Here is a 22,754-nt window from a genome sequence, read left to right as displayed (position 1 = left end):
ACATGGCTGAGCTGATCCGCGCGGCGCGTGGCACCACCCGTACCGCCAAGGGGTGGCCGCAGGAGGCCGCGCTGCGAATGCTGATGAACAACCTCGACCCGGACGTCGCCGAACGCCCCGACGACCTGGTGGTCTACGGCGGCACCGGGCGGGCGGCCCGCGACTGGCCGTCCTACCACGCCCTGGTCCGTACGTTGACCGAGCTGGCCGACGACGAGACGCTGCTGGTCCAGTCCGGCCGGCCGGTCGGGGTGCTGCGCACCCACGAGTGGGCACCCCGGGTGCTGCTGGCCAACTCCAACCTGGTCGGTGACTGGGCCACCTGGCCGGAGTTCCGCCGGCTGGAGCAGCTCGGGCTGACCATGTACGGGCAGATGACCGCCGGCTCCTGGATCTACATCGGCACCCAGGGCATCCTGCAGGGCACCTACGAGACGTTCGCGGCGGTCGCCGCGAAGTTGGCGGCGGGCACCGGCAACGCGCCGGCCGACCCGACCGCACCGCCGGGCTGGATCGACCGGGTCGGCACCGCGTCGCTGGCCGGCACGCTGACCCTGACCGCCGGCTGCGGCGGGATGGGCGGTGCGCAACCGCTCGCGGTCACCATGAACAGCGGGGTGTGTCTGATCGTCGACGTCGACCCGCAGCGGCTCGCCCGCCGGGTCGCCACCGGTTACCTGGACACCGTCGCCGACACGCTGGACGAGGCGGTCGCCCTGACGCAGGCGGCCCGCCGGGACCGGCGGGCGCTGTCGGTCGGGGTGGTCGGCAACGCGGCGACGGTCTTCCCGCAGCTGCTCGCCGCCGGGGTGGCAATCGACATCGTCACCGACCAGACCAGCGCCCACGACCCGCTGAGCTACCTGCCGGAAGGTGTCGACCTGGCCGACGCGGCCGAGTACGCCCGACGGGCACCGCAGGAGTACACCGAGCGGGCGCGGGAGTCGATGGCCCGGCATGTGGCGGCGATGGTCGGCTTCGCCGACGCCGGCGCGGAGGTCTTCGACTACGGCAACTCGATCCGCGACGAGGCCCGGCTCGGCGGCTTCGACCGGGCCTTCGACTTTCCCGGTTTCGTGCCGGCGTACATCCGGCCGCTGTTCTGCGCCGGCAAGGGGCCGTTCCGGTGGGCGGCCCTGTCGGGCGACCCGGCCGACATCGCCGCCACCGACCGGGCGGTCCTCGACCTGTTCGGCGACAACGAGGCGCTGGCCCGCTGGATCCGGCTGGCCGGGGAGCGGGTCGCCTTCCAAGGGCTGCCGGCCCGGATCTGCTGGCTCGGGTACGGCGAACGGGAACTCGCCGGGGTGCGGTTCAACGAGATGGTCGCCAGCGGTGACCTGGCCGCCCCGGTGGTGATCGGCCGGGACCATCTGGACTGCGGATCAGTGGCGTCGCCGTACCGGGAGACCGAGGCGATGGCCGACGGCTCGGACGCGATCGCCGACTGGCCACTGCTCAACGCCCTGGTCAACACGGCCAGCGGCGCGTCCTGGGTGAGCATCCACCACGGCGGCGGGGTCGGCATCGGCCGGTCGCTGCACGCCGGTCAGGTCTGCGTCGCCGACGGGTCGGCGCTGGCGGGGCAGAAGATCGAACGGGTGTTGCACAACGATCCGGCGACCGGAGTGCTGCGCCACGTCGACGCCGGATACCAGCTGGCCGGCCGGGTAGCCGACGCGCAGGACCTGCCGGTGCCGATGAGGCGTCGATGAGCGTCGACGGCGATCCGCTGGTCGCACGGTTCCGGGCGACGTGGGCGGAGCTGGCTGGCATCGGCCGCGATCCGGCCACCGGCGGTTACCTGCGGTACGCCTGGTCGCCGGCCGAGCTGGCCTGCCGGCGGTGGTTCGTCGCGCAGGCGACCGGTCGAGGGCTGGCGGTGCGGGCCGACGGCAACGGCAACCTGTGGGGCGACTGGGTGCCGCCGGGGGTGGACCCGACCGCCCCGGCGGTCGTCACCGGCAGCCATTTCGACTCGGTGCCGTACGGCGGCGGCTACGACGGCCCGCTCGGCATCGTGTCGGCGCTGCTCGCCGTCGACATCCTGCGGGAGCAGGGTGTCGTGCCGGCCCGGCCGGTCACCGTCGCCGCGTTCGTCGAGGAGGAGGGGTCCCGGTTCGGCCTGGCCTGCCTCGGGTCGCGGCTGCTGACCGGTGCGGTGTCGCCGGAGCGGGCGCTGGCCCTGGCCGACGCCGACGGGGTGACCTTGGCCGAGGCGATGCGCACGGCCGGTGCCGACCCGGCGGCGGTCGGCCCGGATCCGGCGCGGCTGACCCGGATCGGGGCCTTCGTCGAGTTGCACGTCGAGCAGGGTCGGGCGCTGGTGGACCTGGCCGCGCCGGTCGGGGTGGCGAGCATGATCTGGCCGCACGGGCGGTGGCGGCTGGAGTTCACCGGGGTCGGCGACCACGCCGGCACCACCCGGATGGCCGACCGCCGCAACCCGATGCTGACCTGCGCGCACACGGTGCTCGCCGCCGACGCGCAGGCCCGGCGGCTCGGCGGGCACGCCACCGTCGGCCGGGTCGAGGTCCGGCCGAACGCCACCAACGCGATCCCGGCGCGGGTCCGCGCCTGGCTGGACGCGCGGGCGGCTGACGGGTCCACGCTGGCCGCGCTGGTCGACGCGGTGGCCGCCGACGCGGCGACGCGGGCCGCCGCCGACGGCACCACGGTCACCGTCGTCGGCGAGTCGGACAGTCCGGCGGTGGCGTTCGCGTCGACCCTGACCGGCCGGATCCGTACGGCGATCGAGGCGGCCGGACCCGGCCCGGTGCCGGTCCTGCCGACCGCCGCCGGGCACGACGCCGGTGTCCTCGCCGGACACGTGCCGACGGCGATGATCTTCGTACGGAATCCGACCGGGGTGTCACACGCCCCGGCCGAGCACGCCACCGACGACGACTGCGCCGCCGGGGTCCGGGCCCTGGCGGCCGCGCTGGCCGAACTGGCCGCCCGATGAACGGGCCGCGCCCGATGAACGGGCCGCGCCCGATGAACGGGCCGCGCCCGATGAACGGGCCACGGCGGACCACCGAGCCTCGGCGGACGACGGGGTGCGTCGGATGAGGTGGTACGCCGAGTACGCGTGGCTGGACGGGCCGGCTCCGGTCGCCGGGGTGCTGATCGAAGCCGAGGCGGGCCGGTTCACTGCGGTCACGGCAGGACAGCCGGCCCCGCCGGGCGTGCCGAGGCTGGCCGGGGTGACCCTGCCCGGCCTGGCCAACGCCCACTCGCACGCCTTCCACCGGGCGTTGCGCGGGCGCACCCACGACGACCGGGGCAGCTTCTGGACCTGGCGGGACCGGATGTACGCGGTCGCCGGCCGGCTCGACCCGGACACCTACCTGGTGTTGGCCCGCGCCGTGTACGCCGAGCTGGCGCTCGCCGGGGTGACCTGCGTCGGCGAGTTCCACTACCTGCACCACGACCCGCAGGGCCGGCGGTACACCGACCCGAACGTGATGGCCGACGCGCTGGCGCAGGCGGCCGCCGACGCCGGGGTGCGGATCACCCTGCTGGACACCTGTTACCTGACGGCCGGGGTGGACGGTGCCCCGCTGGCCGGGGTGCAGCGGCGCTTCGGCGACGCCGATGCGACGGCGTGGGCCGACCGGTTTGGCAGCTGGCGGCCGACCGGCGCGCACGTCCGAGCGGCGGCGGCGGTCCACTCGGTACGGGCGGTGCCGGCCGCCGAACTGCCGGTCGTCGCGGACTGGGCGGCGCAGCGGCGGGCCCCGCTGCACGTACACCTGTCGGAGCAGCCGGCGGAGAACGCGGCCTGTCTGGTCCGGTACGGCCGGACCCCGACGAAGCTGCTGGCCGATGCCGGGGTGCTCGGACCGGACACGACGGCGGTGCACGCCACCCACCTGACCGACGCCGACGTGGCGTTGCTCGGCGGGTCGGGCACCGGTGTCTGTCTCTGCCCGACGACCGAACGGGACCTGGCCGACGGGATCGGCCCGGCCGGGCCGCTGTCGGCCGCCGGGGTCGCGTTGAGCGTGGGCAGTGACAGTCACGCGGTGATCGACCTGTTCGAGGAGGCGCGGGCGGTGGAGGCGCACGAGCGGCTGCGTACCGGCCGGCGGGGCCACTTCTCCCCCGCGCAGCTGCTGGCCACGGCGGGCGAGGTCGGGCACCGGGCGTTGGGCTGGGCCGATGCCGGGCGGATCGCGGTCGGGGCCCGCGCCGACCTGGTCACCGTCCGGTGCGACAGTGTGCGGACCGCCGGGATCGACCCGGCCGGGCTGGTCTTCGCGGCGACCGCCGCCGACGTCACCGACGTGGTCGTCGACGGCCGACCGGTGGTCGCCGACGGCCGGCACCTGCACCTCGACGTACCGGCCGAACTGGCCGCCGCGATCCGGGCGGTGACGACCGGATGACGACGGGCACGCTGCTGGTGACCGGTATCGGGGAGCTGGTCACCAACGATCCGGCGCACGACGGCGGCCCGCTGGGGCTGCTGACCGACGCGGCGGTGCTGGTCGACGGCGGCCGGATCGCCTGGGTGGGGCACGCGGCGCAGGCCCCGGCCGCCGACCGGCGGCTCGACGCGCAGGGCCGGGCCGGGCTGCCCGGCTTCGTGGACAGCCACACCCACCTGGTCTTCGCCGGGGACCGGGCGGGCGAGTTCGCCGCCCGGATGGCCGGGGTCCGCTACGACGGCGGCGGCATCCGGACCACGGTCACGGCGACCCGCGCCGCCGACGACGCAACGCTGCGCGCCACCGCCGGGCGACTGCGCCGCGAAGCGCTGCGCCAGGGCAGCACCACGATCGAGATCAAGAGTGGGTACGGGCTCAACGTCACCGACGAGGCCCGGTCGTTGCGGGTGGCGGCGGAGTTCAGTACGGAGACGACGTTCCTCGGCGCCCATGTGGTGCCGGCCGAGTACGCCGACCGTCCGGACGCCTACGTGGACCTGGTCACCGGTCCGATGCTCGCGGCCGCCGCACCGTACGCCCGGTGGGTGGACGTGTTCTGCGAACGTGGCGCGTTCGACGGCGACCAGGCCCGCGCGGTGCTCGCCGCCGGTGCGGCGGCCGGCCTGGGGCTGCGGGTGCACGCCAACCAGCTCGGGCCCGGACCGGGGGTGGCGGTGGCGGTGGAGCTGGGGGCGGCCAGCGCCGACCACTGCACCCACCTGTCCGACGCGGACGTGGCGGCGCTGGCCGGCTCGTCGACGGTGGCGACGCTGCTGCCGGGGGCGGAGTTCGCCACCCGGTCGCCGTACCCGGATGCCCGCCGGCTGCTCGACGCCGGGGTGACGGTCGCGTTGGCCAGCGACTGCAACCCGGGGTCGTCGTACACCACGTCGATGCCGTTCTGTGTCGCGCTGGCGGTCCGGGAGATGGCGATGACCCCGGCGGAGGCGGTCTGGGCGGCGACCGGCGGCGGCGCGCGAGCGCTGCGCCGCACCGACGTCGGGGTGCTGCGGCCCGGTGCCCGCGCCGACCTGCTGCTGCTCGACGCGCCGTCCTATCTGCACCTGGCCTACCGGCCGGGGGTGCCACTGATCAGCCAGGTCCTGCACGACGGGGAGCCCGTATGCCCACTGTGATCATCGAACCGACCGGGATGACTCCCGAGCAGGTACGGGCGGTGGCCCGCGACGGCGTACGGGCGCAGCTGCACCCGGCGGCGCTCGCGGCGATGACCCGCAGCCGCGACATCGTCGAGTCGATCGAACGCGACGGCCGACCCGTGTACGGCGTCTCCACCGGGTTCGGGGCGCTGGCCAGCAGCTTCGTCGCCCCGGACCGACGGTCGGAGTTGCAGCACGCGCTGATCCGCTCGCACGCGGCGGGGATCGGCGACCCGATGCCCGACGAGGTGGTCCGGGCCATGCTGGTGCTGCGGGTCCGGTCGCTGGCGATGGGCCGCTCCGGGGTACGCCCGCTGCTGGCGCAGGCGCTGCTGGATCTGCTCAACCACCGGGTGACGCCCTGGGTGCCCCGGCACGGTTCGCTCGGCGCCTCCGGCGACCTGGCACCACTGGCGCACTGCGCGATGGTGCTCCTCGGCGAGGGCTGGGCCCGGGATCCGGGCACCGGGGAGCGGATCGACGGCGGGGCGGCGCTGCGCCGGGCCGGGCTGAACCCGGTCGAGTTGGCCGCCAAGGAAGGGCTGGCGCTGATCAACGGCACCGACGGCATGCTCGGCATGCTGCTGCTGGCCATCGACGACGCCCGGCACCTGTTCACCATGGCGGACGTGACGGCGGCGTTGGCGATCGAGGCGATGCTCGGCTCGGACCGGCCGTTCCAGGCCGAACTGCACACCATCCGGCCGCATCCCGGTCAGGCGGTGTCGGCCGGCAACATCCACCGGCTGCTGCAACGCTCGGCGGTGATGGACTCGCACCGCGACGACCTGATGCACGCGGTGCAGGACGCCTACTCGATGCGCTGCGCACCACAGGTCGCCGGCGCCGCCCGGGACACGCTCACGTTCGCCGCGATGGTGGCCGGCCGGGAGCTGGGGTCGGTGGTGGACAACCCGGTGGTGCTCCCCGACGGCCGGGTCGAGTCGACCGGCAACTTCCACGGCGCGCCGTTGGGCTTCGCCGCCGACTTCCTCGCCATCGCCGCCGCCGAGGTCGGCGCGATCAGCGAACGCCGGGTGGACCGGCTACTGGACGTCAACCGGTCCCGGGACCTGCCGGCGTTCCTGTCCCCGGACGCCGGGGTCAACTCGGGGCTGATGATCGCCCAGTACACCGCCGCCGGCATCGTCGCCGAGAACCGACGGCTGGCCTCTCCGGCCTCGGTGGACTCGGTGCCCACCTCCGGCATGCAGGAGGACCACGTGTCGATGGGCTGGGCCGCCGCCGTCAAGCTGCGTACCGTGCTGGACAACCTGACCAGCCTGCTCGCTGTGGAGTTGCTGGCCGCCGTACGCGGCCTGCAGTTGCGTGCCCCGCTGCGGCCGTCACCGGCCGGGCAGGCGGCGGTCGAGATCGTCGGCAAGCTCGCCGGTGAGCCCGGGCCGGACGTCTTCCTGGCCCCGGTGCTGGAGTCCGTCCGGAGTGTGGTGGCCGGCCGGGAGTTGCGTACGGCGATCGAGGCCGAGGTCGGCCCACTGCACTGAGGGTCACCGCCACCGCCGGTCGGGCCATGCACAGGCCACCACGGGCCGGGCCATGCACAGGCCACCACGGGCCGGGCCACCACCGCCGGGCCCATGCGCCCACCGGCGGTGATGTCCCGCTCGGGTCAGATCCCCCGGCCGCGCCGGTGCAGGCTGCGCAGTACGGTGTCCGGGCGGACGGCCCGGCTGGCGACGGCGAGCGCCAGGTAGGCGCGGGGCTCCTTCGGGTTGCGGGCCAAGGTGTGCCGAGCCCAGCGCAGCGCGTCGCGCCGATGCCCGGCAGCGGCCTGGGCGAAGGCGATCTGCCCGGCCACCCGGGCCTCACCGGCCGGTTGGGTGGCGAATTCCGGGTAGCGTTCCAGCAGCCACTGCAGCGCCGTGGAGATGGTGTCCCAGCGTTGCGCGAAGTAGGACCGTTTGTGCCAGCGGACCAGCACGTACGGCGTGCGCAGGTTGCGCAGTGGGGCGCTGCGGGCGGCCCGCAGCAGGAACTCGTAGTCCTCGGCGTAGCTGCCGGGGATCTCCTCGTCCACCAGACCGAAGCCGTCGACCAGGGCTGACCGGCGGATCAGGAAGGTGGACGGGTGCAGCTCGGTCATCCGGTCGCGTAGCAGCGCGTCGAGCGGCACCGTGTCGCGGTCGAGCACCCGGTCGGTGGTGGCACCGTCGTAGCTGACCGTGATGCCACAGCTGACAAACTCGGCGTCCGGATGCCGACCGAGCTCGGCCACCTGGGCGGTGAGCTTGCCCGGCAGCCAACGGTCGTCGTCGTCACAGAAGGCGATCAGCTCGCCGCTGGCGACGAGGATGCCGCAGTTACGGGCACCGGCCAGGCCGGCGGACCGGTCGTTGACGACCACCCGGACCGGCCGGCGGGGGTCGTCGTCGGCCAGCTGCGGGTCCGGGTGGGACTGGTCGTAGACCACGACGATCTCGACGGTTCCCGGGTAGTCCTGCCCACGGATCGCGTCGACGGTGTCGCGCAGCAGCTCCGGACGGTCCCGGGTGGGCACCACCACGCTGACCGTCGGCACCGGGTCGGTACCCGGCAGTTCGCCGGTAGCCGGCAGTTCGACGGCGGACCCGGCGGCTGCTACCGGGTCGACGGCGGACCCGGCTACCACCGGGTCGACGGCGGTCATCGGGCCCGCCGGGCGAGGGTGCGTCGCGGGTGCGCCGACGAGATCAGCCCTTCGATGATCTCGCCGACCCGGGCGACGGCCGCCAGTCGGGCCGCGTCGGAGCCGGGCTCCGCGCCGATGCGGAAACCCGCCGGCTCGCGCAGCCCGGTGTCCAGGGTGGCTGCCAGCTCCGCCGGTGACTCGCAGAGCCGGACCAGCCCGGCGGCGGCCAGTCGTCGGGCAAACAGGATCTGGTGGTCGTCGACGTGCTCGCCCAGCGTGGGATCGCGGGGCACCACGATCGGCAGGTGCCGGTGCCGTCGTGCTTCGAGGATGGTCGCCGGCCCGCCGTGGCAGACCACCAGGCTGGCCTGGGCCATGGCCCGCTGCAGCGCGTCGTGGTCGAGAAAGGCGGTGGCACCGGCGAGCGCCGGGGTGCGGCTGTGCCCGTACTGCACGATCAGCTCGGGCCGGTCGGCGGCGGCCGGGTACCACTCCTCCAGCCAGCCGATCAGCCGGTCGAACCGGTGCCGGTCGGTCCCGACCGCGACCAGGACGGTGCCGGTACGCGGCGCGCTGCGCTGCCGGGGAATCCGGACGGTCGCGTGCACAGCTCCGGATCTTGACAGGGCGGATTCCACCACGACCAACTCCCTGAACTAACTGCCACTTGTTTTGTTTCGCCAATATGTCATTGGCATGTACGAATATATGCGCTCACAACAGGTTGCCGACGACCGTGGCCTCCGGGTACTGTCGCCGCTGCTCCTCCCACTGCACGAGCATCGCGGAGAGGAATGGCCGACACAGTCGCGCAGTGAGGGTCGGGGTGTCGATCCGGTCGTACACCTCGATGTAGACGGCCGGCACCCGACGCAGCCAGGCGAGAACCACGAAGGGAACAGCGACGCCGGCCCCGGTGGTCACCACCGCCGCGATGCTGCGCTGCCGGAAGATCCGTACCGCCAGCCAGGTATTGCGCACCAGGTTGCGAAGGTTGCGTGTGGTGGGATGGTGGGCCCACAGGACATCCTCGCCGCGCAGCAGCGACGTGGCGTCCGGCGTGTCGAAGGTCACCCAGCACCGTCGACGGTCGCCGTACCAGGGTTCGAGGGCGAGCAGCTGCGCGAGGTGTCCACCACTGGAACCGACGAGCAGGACAGTGGGCTCCGCGTCGACGCCGTCCACATTGTTGGCCACATGCGCCCCCAGAGTTCACTAGCCGGCCAACCGCTGTTTGGATAGCCAATATATAAGACCCCGCCAGGAAAGAAAATTGGCGATCATCGCTTACCGCGACCACCATGGACCACCTGACCTGCGACTACCCTCGGGCATCGACCCGTCACGACACCGCCGTGCCGTCGCGACTTCCGCGATCCAGCGGCACCGATGTCACTTTCCGCACACCCCAGACGTGAAACAATTTCTATCGCCCCAGTGGGATTAGTGGGGCACCAGCAACGGTATCGATCCCTGCTGGACAGGCAGTCCGGTCCACGACCCCTGGTCGGTCATCGATCAGACATGCCCATCCCATCTTTCAGGAAGCCCGCGCACCTCCGTCAGTCAACGCTGCGTCGCTCGATCTCGTCGAGCAGATGCGGGTGCAGGGCAGGATTCCAGCCGGCCCCGCCCACCGCCAACCGCCAGGTCCGCAACCACATCTCAATCAGATAACTCTGGACGATCATCCGACGCTGGGTAGGCTCCACAGCCAACTCCGCCGCAACCAGGCCCAATCGATGATCCACTGCGGCCGCCGCGGCTGCCGCCGACTCACCGCGCAGCACCAACGATCGCTGGAACGCGTCGTGCGCCAGGTCGAAACCGAGCGGTACGTCGGGGCCACTGTGCTCCCAGTCCCAGGCCACCAGCTGTCCGGCATGCTCGCCGAGATTCCACGGTACCCAGTCGCCGTGCCAGTGACCGAACTCGACGGACACACCGCCGAAGCACTCGGCCAACCGCTGCACCGCCGCCACCGCCCGCCGACCGGCCGGCAGGTCCATCGCCGACGCGACGAACTCCGGCGGATCGGTGGACCGCACCGGCCCGGCCGTCCCGAGCGGCCCGGCGTCCGCAACGGCACCCGTCCCGGCGGCAGCGGCGGCCAGCCGGCGCAGCCGGTCGAGAAACGCCGAACCCGCCAGCGGGCGCGGTGCCGTCGGCAGCCCACCCCGCCGGGCGATCGCCGACGTCGCCGCCACCCGGGGCGCGTCACCGGCACCGACACCACGTACCCGGGCCGGCAACGGCTCGACCACGGTGACCGCCTGCCCGGACCAGTCACCCGCCAGCAGCACCCCCGGCACCAACGGATGGTCGCCCACCGCACTCGCCGACGCGGCCAGCGTCAACGCCGCTGCCTCGGCCCGGACCAGATCCCGGGTCGCGCCGTTCCACCCGATCTTGGCGTAGCCACGCGGGCGGCCGGCGGCGTCGAACAACTGCACCGTCGGCTTGTGGTTCGGATCCGGCGGCCGGACCCCGATCGCCGCGTACCATCGACCGCCGCCGAGGCGGGCCGACACGTGGTCGACCAGCGTCAGATCCTCCTCCGGTACGCCGTCGGCCGGCGCCGACACGGTCAACGTCCCCGGTCGCGTCGCCCCCAGCGCCCCCACCCGGGCGGCCAGGCCGAGCAGCGCCCGGGGCAGCCGTACCGGCACCGGACGTAGCGCGTTGTACGCCCAGACCGACGCGGCGGTGACCCGGCGCGGACCCAGCGGCAACAGGAACCGGGCGGCCGCCGCCGACGGCACCACCGCGTACCGGGCCAGCAGCCGCCCTTCGCCGGCCGACACCGACCGCCGCGGGCCGTCGGTCAACGCCAACCGCAGCCGTTCGTCCGGGAAGACCGCCCGCGACACCCAGCCGAGTCCGTCGTCACGCCCCCGCGGGTCGACACCCACGCTCACCGGTCCGACCCGGCCCAGTCCAGCCGCAGCCCCAGCCGCTGCGCGAGCGCCTCGTTGTGCGGCCGGTAGTAGTCGGTCAACTCGGCCCGCAGCTGCTCGTCCATCGGTGCCGAGCGGCGGTCGTTGTAGACCTTGAAGGTCGGCAGCTCGTGCTGCGGCAGACCGAGGAACTCCAGCGTCCGCAGGTAGGCACCGCGGGTGTCGCCGTAGAACTCCTCGCTGGTCAGGAAGAGAAACTGGGACCGGTCGAACCGCTCCAGCCACGGGTCGAGATGCTCCAGGTAGCGGCCCCGGGCCCGGTAGGTGTACCAGTCGTACGGCTCGGAGAAGTAGTTCGGGTCGGCGACCAGCCGCTCCCGCTCCCCGGCGGTGCGCTCCGCCTCACTCGCCAGGGCCTGCGCGAAGTCCAGCGGCTCCTTGCCCTCGGTGCGCCGTTCCTTCCAGTGCGAGTACGCCCGCTCGACCGGATCCCGCAGCAGCACGATCAGCCGTACCTGCGGCAGCAATGCCTGCACCCGGTGCGCGGCCGTCGGGTGGAACATGTACAGCGGCGCCGCCTCGCCGGCCCGTACCGGCCCGCCGTGGCGGGCGGCCAGCGCGTCGCGCTGCCGCTGGGTGGGGAAATGCGACCGGTACCACGCCTCCCCCCGGGACCAGTGCTCCTCGAAGTAGTGCGTGGCCTTGGTGTTCCAGGCCGGAAAGAGCCGAGGCACCAGCGGATGCTGGATCAGGTAGTTCCACAGCGACGTGGTGCCGCCCCGCTTGGTGCCGATGATCAGGAAGTCCGGCAGCGGGCGACGGCCGCTCGTGCGCACCCCGTAGTGCACCAGCGACTCGCGTACCCGGTCGGTCACCTGGGCCGGCACGGCCTTCTTGATCCGGTCCCTGATGGACGCCATGGCTGACTCACCCACCTCTCTGTCTGACACTGCGCCACACCCGGCGCCGTACCCCGGGCAGCGCCAGCCCCATGAGCACCGCCAGGGCGGTCAGCCCCAGCGCGACGCCGAGGCCCGGTACGCCCCGGCCGGCGGTCAGCACCCCGGCCGTGCTGGCCGTACCGACCCCGGCCAGCACCGCCCCGGCGGCCAACAGCACCGACCGGTCCACCAGCGGATGGCCGACCACGACCCGGGCGGCGGTGACCGCGATCAGGTTCTCCACCACGATTCCGGCCGCCCAGGCGATCGCCACCCCGAGCACGCCGTGCCGGGGGGCCAGCAACAACGCCAGCGCCACCGTCGTCGCCAGGTTCGCCGACGCCGCCACCAGGTGCAGGCCGCTGCGCCCGCTCATCAGCAGCAGGGTCTGTACGTTGCCGACCGCGATGTTCACCAGCATCGCCACCGCCAGTACGGTCATCGCGGTGGCGCCGGCGGCGAACTCGGGGCCGAAGATCGCCAGGAAACCCGGCGCGAAGACCGCCAACAGCAGGTACACCGGCCAGGACAGGGTGATCGCCCAGGTGGTGGTCTGTCGGTGCACCGCCGCCGCCTCCACCGGACGGTCCTGCCCCAGCAGCCGGGACAGCTGCGGTGCGACCGCCACCCGCAGGCCCTGCAACGCGAGTTGCCCGGCCAGGACGTACCGACCCACCGCGCCGAAGATGCCGGCCTCGACCGGCCCGGCCAGCACCACCGCCAGCAGCACCCCGGTCCACATGCTGCCGGCGTCGATCGCCGCAGAACCGGCGCGGGGCAGCGCGAACCGCCAGAAGCCGGTCCAGTCCGCCCGCTGTGGCCGCCACCGCGCGCCACGGCCGGCACCGAGCGGCCCGGCGATCAGAACACCGCAGGCTCCCACCGCCGCCAGGGCCGGCACCAGCCAGCCGGCGAGGCCGAACAGCACCGAGGCGCCAGCGAAGGCGGCCGCGCCGACCAGCACCGGCCGACCGATCGGCAGCAGGAAGAACTGCACCGCGACGTACGGACCGATCGACCGCACCCCTCGGACGGCGGCCAGCCCCAATCCGGCGGCGACCAGGACCGGCAACCCGACCGCGCACAGCCGCACCAGCCGTACGCCGTCCGTGGTGGTCCCGTCGAACAGCGTCTCGGCCAGCCACGGCGCGGCCACCAGCCCGACGGCGGCCAGTCCGAGCGCACACAGCAGCGGCGGCAGTACGGCCACCGGTAGCACCCGGGCGGCGTCACCGGCCGGGCCGGTCCGTCGGCGGGGCAGCGACCACAGCAGGCCCGTCTCGGCACCCAGGGTGCAGATCGCGGTGACGACGGTCAGCAGGCCGACGGCGGCGAAGAACACGCCCGCGCCGGCCGGGCCGTACCCCCGGGTGACGACGACGGCCAGGACGAACCCGAACAGGCCGCTGACGGCGGCCCCGGCCAGGCCGATGACGCCGCTGCGGGCGCTGCGCCGGGTCTCCGACCGATCCGCCGGGCCGGTCCCGGGCCGCGGCGGGTCAGCCGAGTCGGTGCCGGCCGCCGGCTGCGCGGTCGCGTCCGTCGCGCCGGTCATCGGACACCGCCGAGCACCGGTCGGGGTGCGGCCGGCAGCAGCGGCGCGGTGAGCGTGACGCCCCGTCTTTCCCGTTCGACGGCGACCAGGGCCACCGCCGCCACGAAGAACACCGCAGTCAGGTTCTGGTTGACCAGTCCGTAGAAGGGCAGCTGGACCAGCGCGATCAGCGGCACCACCGACAGCCACTGCGCCGCCGCCGAGCTCGCCCGCCAGCAGGCGGCGGCGACCAGCACGAACCAGCCGACGAAGCAGATCAGCGCCGGGATGCCGTGGCTGAACAGCACCGTCCACACCTGCCCCTGGGTGCCCAGGGGCGCGTCGGCGGACACGGTGTCCACCTGCACCGGCGTGCCGAACCCCAGCAGCGGGGAACGCTGCACCCAGCGCAGCACCTCCAGGTAGAGCGACATCCGGTCGACGTTGGTGTTGCTGGAGCTGACCCGCTGGTCGATCAGCTCACCGATCGGGATGAACAAGGTCGCCAGCCCGCCGATCACCAGGACACCCAGCATCGAGGCCAGCACCCGCAGGTTGCCCCGGATCGCGGCCCGCACCCCGAGGACCGCCAGCCCGACGCCGAGACTGAGGAACATCCCCCGGTTGAGAGTCAGGAACGCCGGCGGCAACGACATCGGCAGCGCGACCAGCAGTACGGTGCGGGCCGGTCCGCGTACGCCGAGCAGCAGGCAGGCCACCACCGCCGGCAGAGTGATCGCGTAGGTGCTGCCGAACGTGTTGGTGTACGCGAACGGCGCCGACGGCCGGTAGATCGGGTTCAGCGACCGGGCGCTGTACTCGGTCACCTCGGCGTGCACCATGTCCCGGATGAAGGGATTGCCGGCCAGCCCACCGGGCAGCAGCAACTCGAAGGGTGTGGCCATCGAGAACCGGGGCACCAGCACCCCGAACCAGCCGAGGACGACCAGCGCGACGAAGAAGGCGCACAGCGGACCCAGCACCACGGTGAGCGCATCCCGTTCCCGGGCGACGCTGTACACGTAGCAGCAGACGATCAGCGCGGTGAGGTAGAAGGCCAGCCGAAGACCGAACGTCAGCAGGCTGGACAGGCCGGGCAGCTGGGTGGCGCTGGCCACCACCAGAGCGAGGAAGGCCAGCCAGATCCCGCTGCCGACCGGCAGCGGGATCCGCCCCCGGATGATCATGATCAGCAGCAGCAGGATGCCGAACAGCGGCCAACCGAAGTAGAACAGTCCACTGATCCACCAGAGCGGGACCAGACCGAACATCAGCCACAGCGGCCAGATCGGCAGCGCCGTGGCGGGCCGGGTGGACTCAGCCACGGCCGCTGCCGAGCAGCACGAAACCGAGCGGCTCGGCACCGGAGGCACGCAGCCGGTCGGTCAGTCGACGCAGGTCGGCCAACCGGGTCCGGTCCCGTTCCACCACGACGATGGCGGTGCCGGAGCGGGCCTCCCGCACGCCGCGTTCGTCGGATTCGGCCGGCGGGGCGTTGAACAGCACGATGCTGCCGTCGCGCGGCGCCTGGGCGTACAGTCCGATCCGGACCATGCCGGCGCCCACGGTCAGCGCGTCGGCCGGCAGCGTCCGTACGGGGATGGTGCCCACGACCGAACCGCCGGCCGGGCGGGTCCCGCCGGCCCGGTCGCCGCTGCTGTCGGAACGGTCCGGCGGGCCGCTGGTCGGCGAGGGCCGGGGCGACGGTCGACGCGGTGCGGCCGGGCTGTCCGCCGACTCGGTCACCCGGGGCAGGATGACGGTGTGGTCCTGGTCCGCCCGGGGCAGCGAGAAGATCAGTGTGCTCTCCGGGTCGCCGTCGACGCCCGGGTTCGCGCCGGCGTCGGACGGACGCGGCGCGGCCGACGCGGTGGCAGCACCGGCCGACGCGGTGGCAGCACCGGCCGACGCGGTGGCAGCGCCGACGGTCGCGGTCGACGCGGCGGGCCGGCCGCCGCCCGGGGAACGCGCATCGCCGGTGCCGGCCGCGGACGGTTGCTGGCCGGTCGGCTGCTCGGGCACGAACGGGCCGGACGGCACCCGCCGCCGGTCGGCGAGCAACGCCTCGCGCAGCGCCGCCACCCGGTGGCTGTCGTCGCCGACGTAGACATCCTGGCCGTCGGCGGCGAGCGCCACGGCGAGACTTGCGGTCATCGGGGTGGTGTCCTCCCGGTTGCGCGACGAGATCACCACCACCGGGGTGCGTACCGTCTGACGCAGCTGCTCGGCGATGGCCATGCCGACGTAGCGCACGTCGGCGTCGACGGTCCGGGCGTCGACCCGCAGACCACGGCGCCGTACGGTGCCGAGCAGCGGCAGCCCCGAGGCGTCGAGCGCGTCGGACTCGCTGCGCACCCGGCGGTCGGCCGACTCCCGCAGGTAGGTCAGCAGAATCCCCAGCAGAGCACCGGCCAGCAGCCCGGCCAGCAGGTACACCACCCGGGGCTGGCCAGCGGTGGACAGCTGCTGCTGGGCGCTCTGAGTGATCCAGCCCGGCGTGACGTCGATCGCCGCGATCTCCGTACGGGCACCGTTGAGCTGGGTCAGCTGGTTGCTGAGCGAGGCGAACTCGGCCAACGCGGCGTCGGCCGCCGGCCCGCTGCTGTCCGAGTCGGCGGCGCGCCGCCCGGCCGCCGTCTGCTGCTCGGCGACGGTGGCGATCCGCTCGTCGTAGGAGGCCAGCATGTCGGCGCGCTGCCGCTCGTACATCTCCTCACGGACCTGCAGGTAGGTGGCGGCGGCGAGGTTGACCGACTCGACAGCGGACTCGACCGAATCGGCCGAGTAGGTGAACCGCAGGATCTGACCGCCGGTGGGCACCTCGATCTCCAACGCCCGCCGGACCGCCACCACGTCGACCGCCCGGGCCTCGGCGATCCGCGACAGCACGTCGGTACTGGTCGCGATGCCGCTCTCGACGTTCATGTTGATCGATCGGTCGGCACCGGCACCGGGGGTGGTGAACGCGTCGGTGACCACCGGCCGGATGGCGACGACTGCGGTCGCGGTGGCGGCGGGCGGGGCCACCACCAGGTAGCCGATCGCGAGCAGGCAACCGACCACCGCGCCGCCGGCGACCAGCTTCCAGCGCAGCAGCGGGATCCGCAGCAGCTCGGTGAGGGTCACGGTCCGCTGTGGTTGCTCACTCATCGAATTGCTTCACAATCTGTTGCGGGTTGCCGATCACCACGACACCGTCGGGTACGTCGGTGCGGACGATGGTCCCGGCACCGACGACACTGTCGCTGCCGATCCGGACCCCTTTCATCACCAGGGCGTGCGCGCCGATCCAGACGTTGTCACCGACGACGATCGGGGCCCTGGTCGCCGGGCTGGCCGGCGCGTGCCGCAGCTGGGGCGCGAGGTTGTGGAAGTCGTTGTCCATCAGCTCACAGTCGGACAGCAGACAGCGGTCACCGACCCGCACGGTCGTCCAGCAACCGATCCAGGTGGCGTTGAGCAGGCAGTCGGCACCGACCTGGACCTCGCCCGGCCCGGCGAACCGGACCAGTTTGTTGAGCCGGGTACGGTCGCCGATCGTCACCCGTACTCCACGGCGCAGCCGCACCCGGCCGCGGATCTCGACGTCGCGTCCCAGCCGCAGGCCGGGATAGCGCAGCTGGTAGTAGCGGCGCTTGACCGCGAAGACGGTCCGCAGCAGCAAGCCGTGCCGGCGTGTGGTCGACAACCCGCCCGCCTCTCCATCGATGGACGTTCCACACTACAAAATGGCCGGTGGGCCGGCAGCAGCGCAGCCGGCCCACCGGGCATACCAGTTCGGTGGTTACCGCGTCGTTACTCGGCTGCGAAGAACATCGACCGGTTGGTCCAGTCGAGTGTCGGATCCGGCTCGGCCAGGACGACCGCCGCTGTCCCGTCCACCGCGAAATCCGCCGTGGGATCGAACGGAATGCTGCGCAGCCGCCCGTCGGTCGAGCCGTAGACGATGTTTCCGCCCACCCAGGCCATGCCCCGTACGCCGGTCCAGGTGACACCGCTGGTCGGCAGGGCGAACTCGGTGGCACCGAGATAGTTGCCGTCGAGCTCGAAGTACCGGTAGAACAGCTGGTTGCTGCCCGAACCGGTCCGGGTGTAGTAGAGCCGGCCGTCGAGGTAGAACGCCCCGGTCAGCGACAGTGCGTCGAACCAGTCGTTGTAGCCCGAGCTCTCCCAGGGCGCACCGACCGTGTTGCCGTTGAACAGCGAGATGTCCAGCCGGCTGCCGGTCGTGGTGCCGGTGACCGGCCTGGCCCAGAAGATCCGGTCGTACACCCGCCAGACCGCGCCGGCGTCGACCAGGTTGGGCTGGTTGGTCACCGTCGCCGCCCCGAGCGTCGACCCGTCGAACGGCACCTTCGTCAGGTCACCGGTCGCCGACGGCAGGTAGAGGTAGCCGGTGGTGGCCGTCGGTGGGTTGCGCGGGACGATCGTGCGCCCGCCGGCGTGTGGGAACATGCCGAGCCGACCGTGGTACTCGTTACCCATCCCGTCGGAGTTGTGCCCGAAGTAGAGCCCGTCGGAGCCGAACCACAGCACCGGTACGGCCGAGCCCCAGCTGAGCGCACCCGGTGGCAGGGCCGAGCCGCCACTGCGGCGCGGGTTCCAGTTGACCGGCATCCCGGTCGCCACCGAGACCGCACCGATGCCGAGCCGGTCGATCGCGCCGTTACCGGCGTTGTCGCTGCGGTTCGGGTTGTTCAACCAGCGGAAGTGCCCGCCGGTGTAGGCGATGCCGTCGTGGACCACGACCGAGGTGATCGTGTCGTTGCCGGTGAAGTTGAGCCAGGTGCCGTCCAGGTTGGTGCCGCGGCTCGCGGTCTCGAAGCGGACCAGCGCGTCACAGTACGCCACCGGCCAGCCGGTGCCGCCGTTGGTGCCGACGACGAAGAAGCTGCTGTCCTCGGCGAAGCTGATGTCCTGCACGTAGTGCGTGAACGACCGGGAGGAGCAGCCGGGCGAGAACCGGTGGTTGCTGTTCCAGTCGACCAGGGTCGGCGTACCGGTCAGGTCGACCATGGCGAGCTGCTCACGGGGCTGCCCCTCGACCTCCCGGAAGTTGCCGCCGAAGACCAACGTGGCACCGTCCGGCGAGACGTCCAGGGTCCACACGTACGGGGCGACCTCGTGCCGGCCGACGGCGATGTCGACGTCGAACGTCGGGTCGATCGCCCCGGTGGTCACGTCGAGTCGGGCAACGCCGGCGTGCGCCGTACCGTTGACCCAGTTGAATGCGCCACCGATGTAGAGCCAGTCACCGCTGACGTCCATGTCGCGGACCACGCCGCCGTCGGATCGGCCCTCCCAGCCCGGCACGGTCGCGCCGGTGGCCGGGTCGAGCGCCACCAGGTTACGGCGGGCCTCACCGTTGACGTTGCGGAACACGCCGCCGACGATCAGCTCGCCGGCGGGGGTGACCGCGAGGGTGTTCACCGCGCCGTCGAGAACCGGCTGGAACCCGGCGACCAGGGCCCCGGTGGACCGCTGGTACGCGAACAGGTACGGGCGGGCCTCCCAGGTGGCCGAGCTGACCGGTCGCACCTCGGTGAAGGTGCCACCGACGAAGATGACGCCGCCGATCTCGGCGAATGCGCGCACCTCGCCGTTACGGGCATGTGGGGTGTGGTCGGCCGGGTTGGTCGAGACCAGACTGGCCGAACCGGGTACGGGCATGACGGCGGCCGTAGCCGCGGTGCCGCTCAGTGCCAGGGCCGTCGCCGCCAGGCCGGCCGTCAGAGCTGTCGTCCATACACGACGCCGGCTGGGCATGGCCCAGCCAGGCTGAGATTGGTTCACGCTTCCCTCCAGATGGGAAATTATCTCAGACAGCGTGCGCCAACCTCAGCCGGGTCAGGCATCCACCGATCGGACGGCGGATTATCTGGTTCCTATCAGTTACCGGTCGGATCTCCTCTGTGTCCGGTCAGCGCTTGACCGGGAGCGGTTGGTTGAAATAGGGGTCCTTGCCGGCCCGGGTGAACCCGGTCAACGCGGACGGCGTGTGGTTCATGGTCATGTTGCAGGTCGCCGACGTGGTGGTCGATCCGGCAGAGTTGAAGTAGATCACCGCCTTGACCTTCGGGTGGGCCTTGATCGCCGCCGGGAACTGCTCGAACCACCGTTGCTTGGCCGCCGGGTCCTCGGGGTCGAAGTTGGTGCCGTACTCCGCCAACATCCGTGGTTTGCCGACGCCGATACGGTTGTCGTCGAGCCAGCGGTAGAAGCCGTTGACCGTGGTGTGCGGGTCCTTCCAGGTCTTTCCGCCATTGCAGGCGTAGAAGTTGTACGGGTCGTAGCCCACCCAGTCCACGTAGGCGTCACCCGGGTAGAGGCCGGCGTACCGGTCGTAGTGCCCGGACCAGCCCATCATCACCCAGACCCAGACGGCATTGTCCGCGCCGACCTTGGTGAATCGTTCGTAGACGTGGCGCCAGGCCCGGACGAAGTCGGCGTCACTGCCCTTCGCCGGCTCGTCCTCCGGCTCATGGTCGAAGCCCATGAACACCGGCACACCGGTCGCCTTGATCCGACCGGCCACGTCGTCGATGACCGAGTCGTACCGGCCGCTGTAGACGTCACGCCAGGTCAACGTCGTCCCGGTGGAGAAGATCCGGGACTCCCAGGCGAAGAACATCAGCCGGCCTTCGCGCATCTGCTGCTGCTCGAACTCGTCGGGGAACGCCCCGTTGCTGCCGGCGTTGGAGAAGTCGTGGTAGCGGTGCACCAGGTCGAACTTGCGCCCCACCTGTGCCTCGACCTCGGCCACCGCGCCGCCGTGGTTCCAGCCCTTGGCGGCGCTGGTCGGCGAGTACATCCCCCACCAGGCCCCACAGGAGGGCACGAGCAGGTCGGACACCGCGCCGCAGCCGACTCCCGACGCGGGCGGCGTGGCCGACGGACTCGGTGGTGCCGACGGGCCGACGGTCGGCGACGCCGTGGCGGCCGGCGTGGTCGGCACCGGAGCACTCGGCGGCGGTGTCGGCGCGGCGGTAGGCGACGCCGGCGGACTGGTCGGTGCCGCTGCGGCCGCCTCGTAGCTGATCAGCAGCCGGGGTCGGATCGACGGGTCCCGGTACTCCGTCGACGGCCAGTAGACCCGCTGCGACAGCTCCTGCTGGCGCAGCGCCAGGGTGTACGTGCCGTTGCCGGTGACCAGCGCGGACAGGTCCCACTCGTTGTACCCCTTGCGGACCGTCGACACCGTCGCCAGTGGCTCCGCGGCGCCCCCGCCCCCGCCCCCGCTGCCCGAGGCCAGCGGCGGCCGGGCGGCGCGGGCGTCCAACGAGGTGGGATGCACCGCCACCCGGGCGCCGAGATCCTGCCAGGAGTACATCTGCAGGCGGACCCGCACGTCACGGGCACCGGCCGGAATCCGGTCCACAACGAACTCCACGACCGCGTCCCGGGCCCCCCTCGGGTTGCGCTCGCACAGCGCGGGACAGGTGGCCAGGGTCGTCTTGACCGCGTTGTCACCGTCCTGTGGAACGTCGGTCGCGGTGGTGTCGGCGACCGCGGCGACGGCGATCTCGTCGGCGGCGAACAGCGGCAGCGCGGTCACCACCATGCCGGCCAGCAGCGCGGCGCTGACTCCGCCGACGATCAACCGTCGCCGGCCGGACCCGGTCCGCGCGACGACCTTGCTCAATCTGTGTCTACTCAAGATCCAGCCCCCCTGTGGCACGAGCTTGCGGCGCGAGCGTATCGGGGGTCAACTCAGATGTACGCCGAGTAACCGGAGATCTAAGCACTAATTAAATCTACCGACGTCATCCCAACGCCTTGGCGATCACCTTCGCCATCAACCGGAAAGCCTTTCCACGATGGCTGATCGCGTCCTTCTCCTGCGGACTGAGCTCGGCGTTCGTCCGCTCCTGCCCGTCGCCGAGGAAGATCGGATCGTAGCCGAACCCGCCGTCACCCCGGGCGGCCCGCAGCAGCCGACCGGACTGGCGCCCCTCCACCAGGTGCTCCTTGCCGCCGGGCAGCACCAGAGCGGCCGCGCAGACGAACGACGCCGCCCGGTGCTCGTCGGCCACATCGGTGAGCTGGGCCAGAACGAGGTCCAGGTTGGCCTGGTCGGCACCGTGTCGGCCGGACCAGCGGGCGCTGAACACCCCGGGCATCCCGCCGAGCGCGTCGACTGCGAGACCGGAGTCGTCGGCCACCGTGGGCAGGCCGGTCCAGCGGCACCCTTCCCTCGCTTTGAGCAGCGCGTTCTCACCGAACGTGAGCCCGGTCTCGGGTACCTCGTGGTACGGCTCCAGATCGGCCAGCCCGACCAGTTCGATGCGCTGGGCACCGAGCGCGGCGTCGAGGATCCGCTGCAGTTCGGCGAGCTTCTTGCCGTTGCGGGTGGCCAGCAGCAGCCGGGTCCGCCCGGCGTGGCCCGCGCTCACCGGTCGAGCGCCTTGCGTTGCACGGCGGCCAGTTCGGCGCAGCCGGCGACCGCCAGGTCCAGCAGGGCATCCAACTGGTCGCGGGCGAACACCGCCGCCTCGCCGGTGCCCTGCACCTCGACGAAGTCGCCGTCGCCGGTGCAGACCACGTTCATGTCGACGTCGGCCGCGACGTCCTCCAGGTAACACAGGTCGAGCCGGGGTTCGCCGCCGATGACCCCGACGCTGACCGCCGCGATCGACCGGCGCATCACCTGGTCCAGTTTGCCGGCCAGCGCCTTGCGGCCGGCCAGCCAGCCGACCGCGTCGTGCAGCGCCACGAACCCGCCGGTGATCGCCGCGGTCCGGGTGCCGCCGTCGGCCTGCAGCACGTCGCAGTCGAGCACGATCGAGTTCTCGCCGAGTGCCTTGAGGTCGACCGCTGCCCGCAGGCTCCGCCCGATCAGCCGGGAGATCTCGTGGGTGCGCCCGCCGAGCCGGCCCTTGACGCTCTCCCGGTCCGACCGGGTGGTGGTCGCCCTGGGCAGCATCGCGTACTCGGCGGTGACCCAGCCCAGGCCGGACCCCTTGCGCCAGCGGGGCACGCCCTCGGTGACGCTCGCGGTGCAGAGCACCTTCGTCTCGCCGAACTCGACGAGCACCGATCCTTCGGGATGCATGCTCCAGTTGCGGGTCAACGTCACCGGTCGTAGCTGCGCGTGGGTACGTCCATCGGGTCGTGCCATGCGCAGAGCCTATGTGCCACGCCGGGCCGCAGCGATGTCGGG

Annotated in this window: 18 protein-coding genes; 5 read left to right on the top strand and 13 right to left on the bottom strand. The window is 72.5% G+C overall.

All coding sequences use genetic code 11. The features are described from left to right. The first annotated feature begins 2 nt into the window (after positions 1-2). The 5 genes from O7623_RS28005 (at position 3) to hutH (ending at position 7,098) form a co-directional block, all read left to right on the top strand. Positions 3-1,715: a urocanate hydratase gene (locus O7623_RS28005; RefSeq protein ID WP_282225931.1), complete on the top strand. Its 1,713-nt coding sequence runs from the start codon at positions 3-5 to the stop codon at positions 1,713-1,715. Then, complete coding sequence (locus tag O7623_RS28000; protein WP_282225930.1) at positions 1,712-2,965, top strand: allantoate amidohydrolase; 1,254 nt, start codon at positions 1,712-1,714, stop codon at positions 2,963-2,965. Before O7623_RS28005 ends, O7623_RS28000 begins: the two co-directional genes overlap by 4 nt. A gap of 103 nt (positions 2,966-3,068) precedes the next feature. Next, entirely contained in the window at positions 3,069-4,391 is a 1,323-nt protein-coding gene (locus O7623_RS27995) for a formimidoylglutamate deiminase (protein ID WP_282225929.1), read from the top strand. After that, positions 4,388-5,569, top strand: coding sequence for an imidazolonepropionase (gene hutI / locus O7623_RS27990; protein WP_282225928.1), 1,182 nt, complete (start codon positions 4,388-4,390; stop codon positions 5,567-5,569). Before O7623_RS27995 ends, hutI begins: the two co-directional genes overlap by 4 nt. Continuing rightward, positions 5,557-7,098 (top strand): histidine ammonia-lyase, encoded by a 1,542-nt coding sequence (gene hutH / locus O7623_RS27985; RefSeq protein WP_282225927.1) that lies wholly within the window; start codon positions 5,557-5,559, stop codon positions 7,096-7,098. The genes hutI and hutH overlap by 13 nt, the downstream gene beginning before the upstream one ends. A gap of 125 nt (positions 7,099-7,223) precedes the next feature. On the opposite strand, the gene O7623_RS27980 is transcribed toward hutH, so the two are convergent. The 13 genes from O7623_RS27980 to rph form a co-directional block, all read right to left on the bottom strand. Continuing rightward, on the bottom strand, positions 7,224-8,240 hold the full coding sequence (locus tag O7623_RS27980; protein WP_282225926.1) for a glycosyltransferase family A protein: 1,017 nt from the start codon (positions 8,238-8,240) through the stop codon (positions 7,224-7,226). Further along, entirely contained in the window at positions 8,237-8,848 is a 612-nt protein-coding gene (locus O7623_RS27975) for a glycosyltransferase (protein ID WP_282229617.1), read from the bottom strand. The genes O7623_RS27980 and O7623_RS27975 overlap by 4 nt, the downstream gene beginning before the upstream one ends. Positions 8,849-8,936: 88 nt before the next feature. Next, positions 8,937-9,419 carry a UDP-N-acetylglucosamine--LPS N-acetylglucosamine transferase gene (locus O7623_RS27970; protein WP_282225925.1) on the bottom strand — a complete coding sequence of 161 codons (483 nt, stop codon included), beginning with the start codon at positions 9,417-9,419 and terminating at the stop codon, positions 8,937-8,939. A gap of 365 nt (positions 9,420-9,784) precedes the next feature. After that, a complete protein-coding gene (locus tag O7623_RS27965; protein ID WP_282225924.1) occupies positions 9,785-11,140 on the bottom strand; it encodes a hypothetical protein in 1,356 nt (451 codons plus the stop codon). Then, entirely contained in the window at positions 11,137-12,039 is a 903-nt protein-coding gene (locus tag O7623_RS27960; RefSeq protein ID WP_282225923.1) for a sulfotransferase domain-containing protein, read from the bottom strand. The genes O7623_RS27965 and O7623_RS27960 overlap by 4 nt, the downstream gene beginning before the upstream one ends. Before the next feature lie 7 nt (positions 12,040-12,046). Beyond that, complete coding sequence (locus O7623_RS27955) at positions 12,047-13,615, bottom strand: lipopolysaccharide biosynthesis protein (protein WP_282225922.1); 1,569 nt, start codon at positions 13,613-13,615, stop codon at positions 12,047-12,049. Continuing rightward, a complete protein-coding gene (locus O7623_RS27950; RefSeq protein ID WP_282229616.1) occupies positions 13,612-14,865 on the bottom strand; it encodes an O-antigen ligase family protein in 1,254 nt (417 codons plus the stop codon). The genes O7623_RS27955 and O7623_RS27950 overlap by 4 nt, the downstream gene beginning before the upstream one ends. A gap of 46 nt (positions 14,866-14,911) precedes the next feature. Further along, positions 14,912-16,744, bottom strand: coding sequence for a lipopolysaccharide biosynthesis protein (locus tag O7623_RS27945; RefSeq protein WP_282225921.1), 1,833 nt, complete (start codon positions 16,742-16,744; stop codon positions 14,912-14,914). Next, positions 16,737-17,282, bottom strand: a complete 546-nt coding sequence (locus O7623_RS27940; protein WP_282225920.1) for an acyltransferase — start codon at positions 17,280-17,282, stop codon at positions 16,737-16,739. Before O7623_RS27940 ends, O7623_RS27945 begins: the two co-directional genes overlap by 8 nt. 107 nt (positions 17,283-17,389) lie before the next feature. Further along, a complete protein-coding gene (locus O7623_RS27935; RefSeq protein WP_282225919.1) occupies positions 17,390-19,264 on the bottom strand; it encodes a hypothetical protein in 1,875 nt (624 codons plus the stop codon). Positions 19,265-19,514: 250 nt separating this feature from the next. Next, positions 19,515-21,236 (bottom strand): glycosyl hydrolase, encoded by a 1,722-nt coding sequence (locus O7623_RS27930; RefSeq protein WP_282225918.1) that lies wholly within the window; start codon positions 21,234-21,236, stop codon positions 19,515-19,517. Positions 21,237-21,357: 121 nt separating this feature from the next. Next, positions 21,358-21,987 carry an RdgB/HAM1 family non-canonical purine NTP pyrophosphatase gene (gene rdgB / locus O7623_RS27925; RefSeq protein WP_282225917.1) on the bottom strand — a complete coding sequence of 210 codons (630 nt, stop codon included), beginning with the start codon at positions 21,985-21,987 and terminating at the stop codon, positions 21,358-21,360. Then, complete coding sequence (gene rph, locus O7623_RS27920) at positions 21,984-22,712, bottom strand: ribonuclease PH (protein WP_282225916.1); 729 nt, start codon at positions 22,710-22,712, stop codon at positions 21,984-21,986. The genes rdgB and rph overlap by 4 nt, the downstream gene beginning before the upstream one ends. Positions 22,713-22,754: the final 42 nt, after the last annotated feature.

The sequence above is a fragment of the Solwaraspora sp. WMMD791 genome (genome assembly GCF_029581195.1).
In the GTDB taxonomy this organism is placed as follows: Bacteria; Actinomycetota; Actinomycetes; order Mycobacteriales; family Micromonosporaceae; genus Micromonospora_E.
This window is presented reverse-complemented; position numbering and strand designations above follow the sequence as displayed.

Coding starts and splice junctions, on each gene's coding strand:
- O7623_RS28005 (WP_282225931.1), top strand. CDS start 3: ATGGCTGAGCTGATCCGCGCGGCGCGTGGCACCACCCGTACCGCCAAG.
- O7623_RS28000 (WP_282225930.1), top strand. CDS start 1,712: ATGAGCGTCGACGGCGATCCGCTGGTCGCACGGTTCCGGGCGACGTGG.
- O7623_RS27995 (WP_282225929.1), top strand. CDS start 3,069: ATGAGGTGGTACGCCGAGTACGCGTGGCTGGACGGGCCGGCTCCGGTC.
- hutI (WP_282225928.1), top strand. CDS start 4,388: ATGACGACGGGCACGCTGCTGGTGACCGGTATCGGGGAGCTGGTCACC.
- hutH (WP_282225927.1), top strand. CDS start 5,557: ATGCCCACTGTGATCATCGAACCGACCGGGATGACTCCCGAGCAGGTA.
- O7623_RS27980 (WP_282225926.1), bottom strand. CDS start 8,240: ATGACCGCCGTCGACCCGGTGGTAGCCGGGTCCGCCGTCGACCCGGTA.
- O7623_RS27960 (WP_282225923.1), bottom strand. CDS start 12,039: ATGGCGTCCATCAGGGACCGGATCAAGAAGGCCGTGCCGGCCCAGGTG.
- O7623_RS27955 (WP_282225922.1), bottom strand. CDS start 13,615: ATGACCGGCGCGACGGACGCGACCGCGCAGCCGGCGGCCGGCACCGAC.
- O7623_RS27950 (WP_282229616.1), bottom strand. CDS start 14,865: ATGTTCGGTCTGGTCCCGCTCTGGTGGATCAGTGGACTGTTCTACTTC.
- O7623_RS27945 (WP_282225921.1), bottom strand. CDS start 16,744: ATGAGTGAGCAACCACAGCGGACCGTGACCCTCACCGAGCTGCTGCGG.
- O7623_RS27935 (WP_282225919.1), bottom strand. CDS start 19,264: ATGCCCGTACCCGGTTCGGCCAGTCTGGTCTCGACCAACCCGGCCGAC.
- rph (WP_282225916.1), bottom strand. CDS start 22,712: ATGGCACGACCCGATGGACGTACCCACGCGCAGCTACGACCGGTGACG.